13 protein-coding genes and 2 pseudogenes are annotated in these 11,689 nt (G+C 49.7%); 9 read left to right on the top strand and 6 right to left on the bottom strand.

The features are described from left to right. The first annotated feature begins 13 nt into the window (after positions 1–13). The 7 genes and pseudogenes from AAHF05_RS12605 (at position 14) to AAHF05_RS12575 (ending at position 4,748) form a co-directional block, all read left to right on the top strand. A complete protein-coding gene (locus AAHF05_RS12605) occupies positions 14–457 on the top strand; it encodes a DUF6386 family protein (RefSeq protein ID WP_129323421.1) in 444 nt (147 codons plus the stop codon). 127 nt (positions 458–584) lie between these two features. Then, positions 585–2,051, top strand: a pseudogene (locus AAHF05_RS12600) (RHS repeat domain-containing protein); the annotation flags it as partial. After that, on the top strand, positions 2,051–2,296 hold the full coding sequence (locus tag AAHF05_RS12595; protein ID WP_129323422.1) for a hypothetical protein: 246 nt from the start codon (positions 2,051–2,053) through the stop codon (positions 2,294–2,296). The pseudogene AAHF05_RS12600 and the gene AAHF05_RS12595, both read left to right, overlap by 1 nt. A gap of 690 nt (positions 2,297–2,986) precedes the next feature. Next, the gene (locus AAHF05_RS12590; protein ID WP_241697862.1) at positions 2,987–3,505 is read left to right on the top strand and encodes a hypothetical protein; all 519 of its coding nucleotides are present in this window, start codon (positions 2,987–2,989) and stop codon (positions 3,503–3,505) included. A gap of 84 nt (positions 3,506–3,589) precedes the next feature. Next, positions 3,590–3,949 (top strand): hypothetical protein, encoded by a 360-nt coding sequence (locus tag AAHF05_RS12585; RefSeq protein WP_241697863.1) that lies wholly within the window; start codon positions 3,590–3,592, stop codon positions 3,947–3,949. 38 nt (positions 3,950–3,987) lie between these two features. Next, complete coding sequence (locus tag AAHF05_RS12580) at positions 3,988–4,353, top strand: hypothetical protein (RefSeq protein ID WP_129323423.1); 366 nt, start codon at positions 3,988–3,990, stop codon at positions 4,351–4,353. Positions 4,354–4,454: 101 nt separating this feature from the next. After that, a complete protein-coding gene (locus tag AAHF05_RS12575; protein ID WP_129323424.1) occupies positions 4,455–4,748 on the top strand; it encodes a YciI family protein in 294 nt (97 codons plus the stop codon). Positions 4,749–4,802: 54 nt separating this feature from the next. On the opposite strand, the gene ychF is transcribed toward AAHF05_RS12575, so the two are convergent. Further along, positions 4,803–5,897, bottom strand: coding sequence for a redox-regulated ATPase YchF (gene ychF / locus AAHF05_RS12570; RefSeq protein ID WP_010432886.1), 1,095 nt, complete (start codon positions 5,895–5,897; stop codon positions 4,803–4,805). A gap of 126 nt (positions 5,898–6,023) precedes the next feature. Further along, the gene (gene pth, locus AAHF05_RS12565; RefSeq protein WP_023336005.1) at positions 6,024–6,608 is read right to left on the bottom strand and encodes an aminoacyl-tRNA hydrolase; all 585 of its coding nucleotides are present in this window, start codon (positions 6,606–6,608) and stop codon (positions 6,024–6,026) included. 274 nt (positions 6,609–6,882) lie between these two features. Between pth and ychH the strand changes: the two genes are divergently transcribed. Next, positions 6,883–7,158 carry a stress-induced protein YchH gene (gene ychH / locus AAHF05_RS12560; protein ID WP_028018741.1) on the top strand — a complete coding sequence of 92 codons (276 nt, stop codon included), beginning with the start codon at positions 6,883–6,885 and terminating at the stop codon, positions 7,156–7,158. A 56-nt stretch (positions 7,159–7,214) separates the two neighbouring features. After that, positions 7,215–7,343: pseudogene (locus AAHF05_RS12555) on the top strand (MerR family transcriptional regulator); the annotation flags it as partial. On the opposite strand, the gene dauA reads toward AAHF05_RS12555, so the two are convergent. The 4 genes from dauA to lolB all read right to left on the bottom strand — a co-directional run bounded on the left by dauA (position 7,329) and on the right by lolB (position 11,683). Next, positions 7,329–9,008 (bottom strand): C4-dicarboxylic acid transporter DauA, encoded by a 1,680-nt coding sequence (gene dauA / locus AAHF05_RS12550; protein WP_129323425.1) that lies wholly within the window; start codon positions 9,006–9,008, stop codon positions 7,329–7,331. The pseudogene AAHF05_RS12555 and the gene dauA sit on opposite strands and share 15 nt — an antisense overlap. 124 nt (positions 9,009–9,132) lie before the next feature. Further along, positions 9,133–10,080, bottom strand: coding sequence for a ribose-phosphate diphosphokinase (gene prs, locus AAHF05_RS12545; RefSeq protein ID WP_003856663.1), 948 nt, complete (start codon positions 10,078–10,080; stop codon positions 9,133–9,135). Positions 10,081–10,205: 125 nt separating this feature from the next. Next, positions 10,206–11,075: a 4-(cytidine 5'-diphospho)-2-C-methyl-D-erythritol kinase gene (gene ispE / locus AAHF05_RS12540; RefSeq protein ID WP_129323426.1), complete on the bottom strand. Its 870-nt coding sequence runs from the start codon at positions 11,073–11,075 to the stop codon at positions 10,206–10,208. Continuing rightward, positions 11,072–11,683 carry a lipoprotein insertase outer membrane protein LolB gene (lolB, locus tag AAHF05_RS12535; protein WP_129323427.1) on the bottom strand — a complete coding sequence of 204 codons (612 nt, stop codon included), beginning with the start codon at positions 11,681–11,683 and terminating at the stop codon, positions 11,072–11,074. Before lolB ends, ispE begins: the two co-directional genes overlap by 4 nt. Positions 11,684–11,689: the final 6 nt, after the last annotated feature.

The raw sequence follows: 11,689 nt of genomic DNA, 5'->3' as shown, positions 1-11,689 counted from the left end.
TTTTGCTTACGCCATGAGAAAAATCATAAGCATACAAACAGATACTGCCACATTAGTTATTTATGATTTGATGTCATTAAAGCATAGAATTAATGATGATGCAGATTGGTGGAGTCTTCCAGAAGATGAAGTTGAAGAAATAAATAAAGGGAATGTATTATTTCTAAATCTTGGAGATGATGGTGTCTATAAAGTTCATATTAAAAATGATGTTGATGAATATACCGGGTCACTATTTTTAAACGTACCTTCTGGAAAGGTTTTCATTGGGGCGGGAGAAGATGTCACGGGCGGAGAACTTGAGCCTGATGACTCAGATGTTATATCAGGTGAGTTTATTACTTTAAAACCTGATAGTTACAATGTTAAATATAAAAAGCATGGTTCAGACGTTCTAATTTCCTTTGCAAAAGCAACGTGTACTGAAAACTCATTAGAAGAGGGAGTTTATCTCTGAATAAAAATCCACGCCCTGGCGTGGATTTTTTCATCCCAAAAAATGTTAAATAATTAGTTCACCACGTAGCCATTTTTAACATTATTCTTTTTTCCTTCTGCACGCATCTTGCTTGCTTTTTTCGCGCCTTGCCCTCGATAAACTGTCGGTCTCCGACTTTACCCGCGACGAACTTCACCGGGAGACCAGCCGCACACAGGGGCTGCTGACCACCCGCAGCGAATACGATCGTCTTGGCCGACTGCATCGTCGGGATGTCTTTACCGGCAACGCTCAGCGCCCGTCGCCGCGTCGCTGGTCCCGCCGCTGGGATTATGACTACCGCAATAACCTGGTGCGCGAAGAGCGGGACGATAACCCGTTCAGCTGGTACCGCTGGCAGTACGACAGCGCCGGACGGCTGCTCGTTCAGGACGTAACGCTGCCCGGCCAGGAGCAGTGGCGCTGGGATGCGGCCGGTAACCCGCTCGAAGGCGCTGCTGAGAAGGTCACGCACAACCGCCTGACGCAGCTGAACGGCATTCGCTGGCGGTATGACATCCACGGCCGCACCGTGGAGAAGGATAACGGCCAGACCCGCTGGCACTACCGCTACGACGGTGAACATCGCCTGACGGAGGTTATCAGCCAGCCGCGGGACCGCAATAAACCGCAGACGCAGGTGAGCTTCCGCTACGACCCGCTCGGACGCCGCATCAGCAAAACGCGACGCCAGATGCTGGGCGGTCAGCCAACCGGCAAGCCGGTCACCACCCGGTTTGTCTGGGAAGGGTTCCGCCTGCTGCAGGAAGTGCACGGGGATGTGCCGCTGACCTACGTCTACAGCGACCAGGACAGCTACGACCCGCTGGCACGTATTGACGGCGTGGATGCGCCGGAGATTTTCTGGTTCCACTGCCAGCCCAACGGTACGCCGGAGCGGATGACGGATATCGAGGGGCAGGTGCGCTACCGTGAGACAGGGCTGCACTACAATCTGTTCCGGTATTACGACCCGGACTGCGGAAGGTTTACGCAGCAGGACCCGATAGGGCTGGCGGGGGGGATTAATCTTTACCAGTATGCACCGAATGCGCTGGGGTGGGTGGATCCGTGGGGGTTGAGCCGTGAGTGTAGCGGTAAAACAAAACCTGATTTCTATGTTGGTCCAGCGGGACCAAGCGCTACAATGCCTTCAACTGCTTATCGTTATGTTCGATATTTGAATGACGATGGCAGTTTAGATAAATGGGTTCCTGGTCTTCTCGAAACAAAAAAAGCGCCCGTAACGTATTTTGGATTCGAAAAATTTGAAACGGGTAAAGCGGCTCGTGATGCGTTTCAGATAAAAGGTCCCGATAAAGTTGATCCGACGTTACCAGCGGATGTCTCTTGGAGTGATGCAAGGATTAGAGGAACGTTTGATACATTGCAACTTTATGAAAATGGTACTCCTCAAGTGAGGCATCCAAGAATGTTTGGAGATGAAATTGGTGCACCATTAGAACAATTTACGCATGCTTATCCGCAATACGGAAAGGGGGGCGTAGAACAAATGCATGCAGAAAAACGGACAATTATTTTCGATAATATTGATATTCTTCCGGAGGAATAATGAATTACGATTCATATAATGAAGTACTCTATTACCTCAAGGTCTTTTTCAACGAAAGAGTGGATTCATTAATTTATTTAGAAAAACTAATGACTCTGATTGAAGGTTCTCGCTCTGAAAAAACCGTGACTATAAGAGCTATTTATGAAACGTACATGCAGTATGTAAAAGAAAATAGGGATAACATTAAAGTTATCTCTGGAGAAAAAGAAATGTGGATTGATTTATTGCACCATTGGCAATAAGGATTTATTGTCATGTAGATTAGATTGAAATGGTTATAACGGTGTGGCGTAATGCAATAATTGATGCAGGTGCATTTTAGTTGCGTAGTGGAAAATGCAGTGTGAGCCTTGCATATAACACGTGTAATCTGTACGCGGAAATGCTTCTTTATATGGATGCCATCATGTTGTAGCTGATTTAGTTACAATCTCGTGTTAGGCATTCAAAAGTAGAACAGGGCAACATGATTGAATTAAAATTTAAACCGTTTACAGGTGAACTAAATCTTGATGGTCTGCCTTTGGAAATTGATACTAAAGAAGGCTTTTGTAAATGTGATTTATACTACGAATTAGTTAAGCACAAACTATAAAGAAAACCATGCCTAATCACTACCTTGTTGACTCAGTAGCGTTTTTCGACAAAGAATTTCAAGTTACTATACGCACAGTGTGCTATGGTTTTCCTTTTATGCTTCATCTTGTTGATAAAAACAGTCAATACTATAACGCATTAAATGATTGGAACGCTCGAACTAATATTCACATGCTAAATGAATCAGTGAAAAGCTTGTCTGATTGGCTGAAAGAATCACTAAACCTGGACACGTCTGATACCACGGAAACAGACATCATTAGATGGAACTTTGAGTGGGGGCGGGTTTCAGTCTCATATGAGACAAAGTCATTTAATCATGGGGTATATATAGTTTGGAATATAACGTAGTCACTTCCAAACAAGGTTGTTTAGATATTTTAGAAATGAAACTTGATGTTCATACTGGATTTGTAGCAACTAACAACTACCCAATCGAATTAAAAGATGTTGATACTTTTAAAAATTCCGCATTTTACAAGATCTTCTCGCCATTGACTAAAATAGGTTCTTTTTATTTCGCTATCGATAATGTTAAATGGAAAGATCAAATTTTCATTTTGGAACTAAGGCCTTCAGCATTTTCTTTTATCCCATCATTATTCCTTACTAGTAAGGATGGAAATTTTTATAAAACGCTAAATGATTGGGGTAAAAGGGCAAGACTGAGTAATTTATCGGATGAGCAGCAGCGTTTGACAGCATGGGTTGAGAGTGAAATAACCTCAAAGCCTAAGCTTAAAATTACCAATCCCCCATATGGATTTCAATGGGCGCATGAATGGGGAAGTATTGTTGTACAGTCTAATGAAAAAAGCTTCGATTGTGGTATTTATATCGAATGGAATGTTTGACATAAATAATGTTATTAATTAATAAAATCCCTCATTTTCTTCTCGCCTTACTTTTTCTATTAATAACTTAAAGGCTCAATAAAAATGAAATTAACTAATCGACTGAAGAAGAAGATATTAGTGCTGGATGGCATTGATAATGACTTTATAGATTATGGCGCAAAAATAGCATGCCCTGAATGCGAAGGCGTAATGGTCTACTCTATCGTAAACTCATATGAGTTTGACACGCTCACTGAAGAGGTAAAATGCTTTTTGGTTAAGAAAATGAGAGGTGTGAAGCTTGTTAGCGAACATAAAAAATATATCTACGACGATAGCCAATTAGATGTTTCGAAAAACACATGTTCTAAGTGTTTAAAAGAGTTTTCCACTGTATTAACGTATAAAGAAGTGCAGCCAGCCCGCTACCGGGTATATCTTGTGGGGCTTTTTCGAAGGTGATTTGAAACAGATCAAACTTTAAACGTTGAGGTTAACCTGTGATTGAAAATCTCAATTGCATCAAAGAAGATGACCTGCTTGAATGGACGGCTGGTGATAGTAAATTATGGTTCAGTATGTCATTTTTAGACTATGCAATGGTCGACTCGACACGCCAGTTAGTCTTTGTATTAAGCGAGCCAAAGCCATTACCAACCGTTTTGACCATCTTCAATGCTCAGGGAGAAAAGCTATTTTTGTCTGAACCTCCTGAAGGTGCTTTCTTCTATTACTTAACATTCAATCTGTCCAGGGAAGTGGTCGTTGTCTGTAGTTTTCCAGCAAAACAAAATGGCTGGCATGATTGGTTTTATTCCTGGGATATGAAACGTAACACGTTGTCACGATCTGGCCCTGCATATTAAGCTCAAATGCGCCCTAAAAATGATAATGATACCGGGTGGCAAAAGAGGGACTGCACAAGAGTTCGAACAAACGACGTAAAAACCAAACTAAGAGGCAAAGGATGAGTACGGTTTACATTGTCATACTGACCTATATCAAACCACTCGAAGAGATTGACGCAGCGATACCTGCTCATGTTGAGTGGCTTAAAAAGGGGTATGCAGAGGGGATTTTCCTGGCGTCCGGTAGACGGATCCCAAGAAACGGTGGGGTCATTCTCGCGAAATGTGAGAGCCTTGCCTCTCTTGAAGAGCGCTTACGCGATGATCCTTTTCAGAGGTTAAAGCTTGCGACTGTTGAGATCATTCCATTTGAACCCAGCATGAAAACAGAACTCCTGGAAAATGTGTTTTAACCCCGGAATAAAAAAATCCACGCCAGGGCGTGGATTTTTTTCATTCAAAGCAAATCAAACGTTAAACAGGAAGTTCATTACATCGCCATCTTTAACGATGTAATCTTTCCCTTCCGCACGCATCTTGCCTGCTTCTTTCGCGCCTTGCTCACCCTTGTAGGTGATGAAGTCTTCAAACGCGATTGTCTGCGCACGAATAAAGCCTTTCTCAAAGTCGGTGTGGATCTTACCGGCCGCCTGAGGTGCAGTCGCACCCACAGGGATCGTCCACGCTCGCACTTCTTTCACGCCAGCGGTGAAGTAGGTCTGCAGGTTCAGAAGCTCATAGCCTGCGCGGATCACGCGGTTCAGGCCCGGCTCTTCCAGACCCAGCTCGGCCATGAACTCTTCACGGTCAGCGTCGTCCAGCTCGGCGATGTCGGATTCAACGGCAGCGCACACCGCCACAACCACAGAACCTTCAGCCGCCGCGATTTCACGCACTTTGTCGAGGTACGGGTTATTCTCGAAACCGTCTTCGTTAACGTTGGCGATGTACATGGTTGGCTTCAGGGTCAGGAAGCTCAGGTATTTGATTGCCGCCTTGTCTTCTTCCGTCAGATTTTTCAGCGCGCGCAGCATGCCCGCGTTTTCCAGCTGTGGCAGACATTTTTCCAGCGCAGCCAGTTCCGCTTTCGCGTCCTTGTCGCCGCCTTTGGCTTTCTTCTGAACGCGGTGAATTGCGCGTTCGCAGGTGTCGAGATCAGAGAGCGCCAGCTCGGTGTTGATAACGTCGATGTCGTCAGCCGGATCCACTTTGTTGTTTACGTGGATAATGTTGTCGTTCTCGAAGCAGCGCACAACGTGACCGATCGCTTCTGTTTCACGAATATTGGTCAGGAACTGGTTACCCAGACCTTCACCTTTGGATGCGCCTTTTACCAGGCCCGCGATATCCACGAATTCCATGGTGGTTGGCAGAATGCGCTGCGGCTTCACGATTTCCGCGAGCTGGTCCAGACGCGGGTCCGGCATTGGTACAACACCGGTGTTAGGTTCGATGGTACAGAACGGGAAGTTCGCCGCTTCGATACCCGCTTTGGTAAGCGCGTTAAACAGGGTGGATTTGCCCACGTTTGGCAGACCGACGATACCGCATTTGAATCCCATTTCTAAATCACCTTAATATCTTGATAATCAATCCGTTAATGATAACCGATTGATGAAAAGTAAATAACTACGCCTATTATACACGTAACCCGCATGACGCGCGGTAAAAAAGCCGGATCGGGCAGATTATTGCGCTTTGAAAGCGTGTAAGCGGTTTGTCGCTTTGGTTAACCCATCTTTCAGCCAGATTTCAGTGCAGCGAGCCGCTTCGTCTACCGCCTCGTCAATCAGTTTCTGCTCAGAAACCGGGGGTTTACCGAGTACGAAACCAACAACTTTGTTTTTATCGCCCGGATGACCAATTCCCACGCGCAAACGGTGGAAATTCGGGTTATTGCCCAGCTTGCTGATAATATCTTTTAGACCGTTGTGGCCACCGTGCCCGCCGCCCAGTTTGAATTTTGCCACACCAGGCGGGAGATCCAGCTCATCGTGTGCCACCAGAATTTCATCCGGGTTGATACGATAAAACGTTGCCATCGCCGCCACGGCTTTACCGCTCAGGTTCATAAAGGTGGTTGGCACCAGCAGACGAACATCAGCGCCAGCAAGGTTGATACGTGAGGTATAACCAAAGAATTTAGGTTCTTCACGCAAAGGAGCACGTAACCGCTCGGCCAGGAGATCGACGTACCATGCCCCGGCATTATGGCGTGTTGCCGCATACTCTGCGCCTGGGTTGGCGAGGCCGACAATCAGTTTAATCGTCACGATTCAATTCCTAATGGGTTCCAGATCTGGCGCGTAGTTTACTGTCTGGCGAGCCGCTTGACAAAATTCTGCGATCTTCACAGAGGAATACGAATAATTTCTTATTTGAACAATTAGAATTTCAAGCTGTTCAAAGTCTTATTTGTAAACTTTTGTTTGGACGTTATCGGTAATTGTGATCATTCACGCAACTCATAAAAGTGGCGTTGTCTATACTTTACACACAAGGATTAGGGGCTTTTCCCCTGACAACCCAAAGTTCCGGAGGTGACACATGAAACGCAAAAACGCTTCGTTATTCGGTAACGTGCTGATGGGGTTGGGACTGTTCGTGATGGTAGCCGGCGTGGGTTATTCAATTTTAAACCAACTGCCGCAGCTTGATCTCCCGCAATACTTCGCGCATGGCGCTATATTGAGCATCTTCATTGGTGCGGTATTGTGGCTGGCAGGGGCTCGCATGAGCGGTCGTGAGGAAGTGTGTGACAAATACTGGTGGGTGCGCCACTACGACAAGCGCTGTCGTCGCGACCAGCACAAGCACAGTTAGTGCGACGATAAAGAACACCGAAACGGCTCCCGAGGGAGTCGTTTTTTTGCACGGACATGAAGCAGGAACCGCATATGATGAAGGGAATATGGATGGTGCCTGCCGTGCTTGCATCGCTCCAGCAGGCCACCCGGGTGATGATGCAGAGACGTTATTCTGCATCAGGCCACTCACAGATCCGCTAATGCGGCTTCACGGTTAGGGTAGAAGGAGAGTCGGCCAGGGATTGGCTGCACGCCCGCGCGCGCCATGGTGCGTAGAGGCTGGAATTCCAGGTTACTCACGCGCAGCTCACAGCCTTCCGGCAGACGTTTCACAAAGCGCTGGAAGGCATCCAGGCCACCGGCATCCAGCACCGGGACGGCATCCCATTTAAGCACCACAATCCGTTTCCCCGCGATGCGGGATTCGAGATCGCTGAACAGCCCCTCCGCGGCGGCAAAGAACAGCGGGCCAATCACGCGCAGAACCAGCACATCGTCAGGCACTTCGACGTTCACCGGGGAAAGACGCGTCATCTGCGCAATACGACGCATAAACAGCAGGGACGCCAGCACAATCCCGACGCTGATGGCAATGACCATATCAAACAGCACGGTCAGCGACATACAAAGCAGCATCACGATAATGTCGTCTTTCGGGGCACGACGGAGCAGGTTCACCACCTTATGCGCCTCACTCATGTTCCAGGCTACCATCAGCAGTAGAGCGGCCATGGCTGAAAGCGGTAGCCAGGAGAGCAGCGGAGCAAGGATAAGCAGGGCGAGGATCACCAGCACGGAGTGGATCACTGCCGAAATGGGGGATGTTGCCCCGGCACGCACGTTTGCCGCGGAGCGTGCGATGGCTGCCGTTGCAGTGATGCCGCCAAAGAACGGTGCGATAAGGTTACCCAGACCCTGACCAACGAGCTCGCTGTTAGCTTTATGCTTCGTTCCCGTCATGCCGTCCAGTACCACCGCGCAGAGCAGAGATTCAATGGCCCCCAGCATTGCCATTGAGAAGGCCGCGGGAAGGAGGGCGCGCAGGGAATCCCAGCTTAGCGTGAAGCTGGAACCGGGCATATCCCACGGCAACACCAGCTGCGGTAACAGCTGCGGAATACCGCTTCCCTGTGAACCGTCCGCCAGAACATAGTGGAACTGCGAGCCGATAGTAGCGACATGGCCACCGAACATATTGACGATAGCCATCACCGCGCAGCCCAGCAGCAGCGCGGGCAGATGGCCCGGGAGACGAATGCCTAGACGAGGCCAGATAATCAGCGTCCCCAGCGTCACAATCCCGATGGCGGCGTCGCCCAGGTTGGCGGTCGGCAGCGCCATAAATAGCGCACCGACTTTTTGCAGATAGTGTTCAGGTACGTGAGCCATCTGCAGGCCCAGGAAGTCCTTGATCTGCATGGTTCCGATGGTGATACCAATCCCGGAGGTGAACCCCAGCGTCACGGAAAGGGGAATGTATTCTATCAACCTGCCAAAACGGGCCAGACCAAACAAAATCAAAAAGACGCCGGACATCAGGGTGGCAACCAGCAGGCCTGCCAGGCCAAACTGCTGGGAAACCGGGTAGAGGATCACCACAAAGGCAGCGGTCGGGCCAGAGACGCTAAAGCGTGAACCACCGGTCAGGGCAATAACGATCCCGGCAACGGCCGAAGTATAAAGGCCATACTGTGGTGCAACGCCGCTGCCAATCGCCAGCGCCATTGCCAGCGGAATGGCGATAATGCCAACGGTGATCCCGGCTATCAGGTCACGTACAAAGCGTGACGAGGTGTATTTCTCTTTCCAGCAAGCGTCGATGAGGGCGCGAAAGGGCAGAACATGTGAGGAGGTTACGTTTTTCACAATTATCTATCTTCCAGATGCGCATCATCTGTCATGTGAATGGCAGGTGAAGGAGGCATTGATCATACAAATAAATATTAAAGACAAAAAAACCCGCCGCAGCGGGTTTTTTGGCCGTTCTCGATTAGTGTTCGAACATAGCTGAGATGGATTCTTCGTTGCTGATACGACGAATCGCTTCGGCCAGCATCCCGGACAGGGTCAAAGTACGCACGTTTGGCAGCGCTTTGATTTCGTCACTCAGTGGGATGGTATCGCACACCACAACTTCGTCAATGACGGAGTTACGGAGGTTGTTTACCGCGTTACCGGAGAAGATCGGGTGAGTTGCGTAAGCGAATACGCGCTTGGCACCACGTTCTTTCAGTGCTTCTGCAGCTTTACACAGCGTACCGCCGGTATCGATCATGTCGTCAACCAGCACGCAGTCACGGCCAGCTACGTCACCGATGATATGCATCACCTGAGAAACGTTAGCGCGCGGACGACGTTTGTCGATGATCGCCATATCGGTATCGTTCAACAGCTTCGCGATAGCACGAGCACGTACCACGCCACCGATGTCCGGAGAAACCACAATTGGGTTGTCCAGGTTCAGTTGCAGCATGTCTTCCAGCAGAATTGGGCTGCCGAATACGTTATCTACCGGGACGTCGAAGAAGCCCTGGATCTGCTCAGCGTGCAGGTCAACGGTCAGTACGCGGTCAACGCCGACGCTGGACAGGAAGTCAGCGACAACTTTGGCGGTGATAGGTACACGTGCAGAACGAACACGGCGGTCCTGACGGGCATAGCCGAAGTAAGGGATTACAGCAGTGATACGGCCTGCTGAAGCGCGACGCAGCGCGTCGACCATAACAACCAGTTCCATCAGGTTGTCATTTGTTGGAGCACAGGTGGACTGGATGATGAAAATATCACCACCGCGTACATTTTCGTTAATTTGTACGCTGACTTCGCCGTCGCTAAAGCGACCTACGGCGGCGTCGCCGAGGGAAGTGTACAGGCGGTTGGCAATACGTTGTGCTAGTTCCGGGGTGGCGTTACCAGCAAAAAGCTTCATATCAGGCACGAGAAGAACCTCAGGCATGCGTCCAGTGGTGGATAGCGTTCGCCGCAAACTGTGCGGGCCAGGCGAATACTACCCAGGCGGTGTATTAAAGAGCGCGATGCAACGTCTGGAACAGGGTGACGTTGTCACCGAAACTCAGTCTGCGCCAGAATGGCCTGCTGTAGGGGAGAGGTGTTCATCCCACGCGCTACAAAACCATGCAGCCAAACCGGCGCTTGCTCAAGCACCTGACGAGCGGCGGATTCGGTGTCAAATTCAGCAAAGACACAGGCCCCTGTACCAGTCAGGCGCGACGGCGCGTATTCTAACAGCCAGGAAAGCACCGCATCAACCTCGCGAAAACGTTTTCTTGCGATATCCTCGCAATCGTTGCTGAATTCACAATTTAATAACGTTTCTATTGACCGAACCGGAGTATCTCTTTTCAGGTCAGGATCTTTAAAGATGACCGGGGTCGGAATGCTCACGCCGGGATGGGCAACGAGATACCATTTTTCCGGCGGCTCGACCGGAGAGAGGATCTCACCTACACCTTCGGCAAATGCCGCATGACCACGAATAAACACCGGTACATCCGCGCCCAGCGTCAATCCTAAGGCTGCCAGTTCGTCCGTCGACAGCCCACAACCCCAGAGATGGTTCAGAGCAACCAGCACGGTTGCGGCATTGGATGAGCCCCCACCGAGACCGCCACCCATTGGCAGACGTTTCTCAATGCGGATATTTGCGCCGCTTGCTGTCGGTAGTCGTCCGGAGTCAGTTGCCGCTTTCATCAGCAGGCGCGCCGCGCGGACAATCAGGTTATCCTCATACGCAACACCTTCGACAGGCGTCAGCAGGCAAACCTGCCCGTCCTGACGCAGCTCAATCGAGATCGTGTCACCATAGTCAATAAACTGAAACAGCGTCTGCAGGGTGTGATAGCCATCAGCACGCTGGCCGGTGATGTATAAAAACAGGTTTAGTTTTGCCGGAGAGGGCCAGTGGGTCATCATTTAACGATCCAGTTGTCCATTTTCAGCTTGATACGCTGGCTGTCCTGGGTCAGTTCCATATTCGATGGCAGAGAAGGTTTACTGTTGCTGTCATAGGCGCTGTACACCACTTTCCAGGTTTTGCCATTCTGCGCGTAATTCACCTGGCTTAGACGGTACTGATCGTCAAGCTGGTAGTCGGTGGCATCCCCCGGCAGGCCAAGGATCCACTGGCGCAGGCTGTTGAGCGGAATAGGCATTCCCGTCAGCTTACCAATCATCTCTTCGGCATCTGTCGCGGTGTAATGCTGGCCTTTGTTATCGGTGATCTGCGCTTCGCCCGGTTTCGCGATAAGCTCCAGTTCGGTGCTGCCCAGCGGGTTCAGCAGCAGCAGACGGTAGTTGTCCTGGCCTGTTTGCTGCCAGAAGAAACGCGCATAAACCTTTTGTTCGTCAGAGAGATACGCGAAAGCGCCGCGAGTCTGATACTGGCTCAAATTACGGACGTCCTGCTGGTGTTGACGCCACTGCGGAGAATCAGGGCTTTTGCCTGGGCCTTTTGGTTGGGTGACAGTACAGGCGGTCAGAACCAGTGCGGCCAGCGGCAGCAGGCGAATCAGTCGGGTCATAATGAG

Origin of the sequence: Enterobacter adelaidei (assembly GCF_041937165.1) — a bacterium.
Lineage (GTDB): Bacteria > Pseudomonadota > Gammaproteobacteria > Enterobacterales > Enterobacteriaceae > Enterobacter > Enterobacter adelaidei.
This window is presented reverse-complemented; position numbering and strand designations above follow the sequence as displayed.

Bases quoted from the DNA above. Each gene is read 5' to 3' on its own strand.
- AAHF05_RS12575 (WP_129323424.1), top strand. From the start codon at position 4,455: ATGAGTACGGTTTACATTGTCATACTGACCTATATCAAACCACTCGAA.
- AAHF05_RS12595 (WP_129323422.1), top strand. From the start codon at position 2,051: ATGAATTACGATTCATATAATGAAGTACTCTATTACCTCAAGGTCTTT.
- AAHF05_RS12605 (WP_129323421.1), top strand. From the start codon at position 14: ATGAGAAAAATCATAAGCATACAAACAGATACTGCCACATTAGTTATT.
- AAHF05_RS12585 (WP_241697863.1), top strand. From the start codon at position 3,590: ATGAAATTAACTAATCGACTGAAGAAGAAGATATTAGTGCTGGATGGC.
- ispE (WP_129323426.1), bottom strand. From the start codon at position 11,075: ATGATGACCCACTGGCCCTCTCCGGCAAAACTAAACCTGTTTTTATAC.
- lolB (WP_129323427.1), bottom strand. From the start codon at position 11,683: ATGACCCGACTGATTCGCCTGCTGCCGCTGGCCGCACTGGTTCTGACC.
- ychF (WP_010432886.1), bottom strand. From the start codon at position 5,897: ATGGGATTCAAATGCGGTATCGTCGGTCTGCCAAACGTGGGCAAATCC.
- ychH (WP_028018741.1), top strand. From the start codon at position 6,883: ATGAAACGCAAAAACGCTTCGTTATTCGGTAACGTGCTGATGGGGTTG.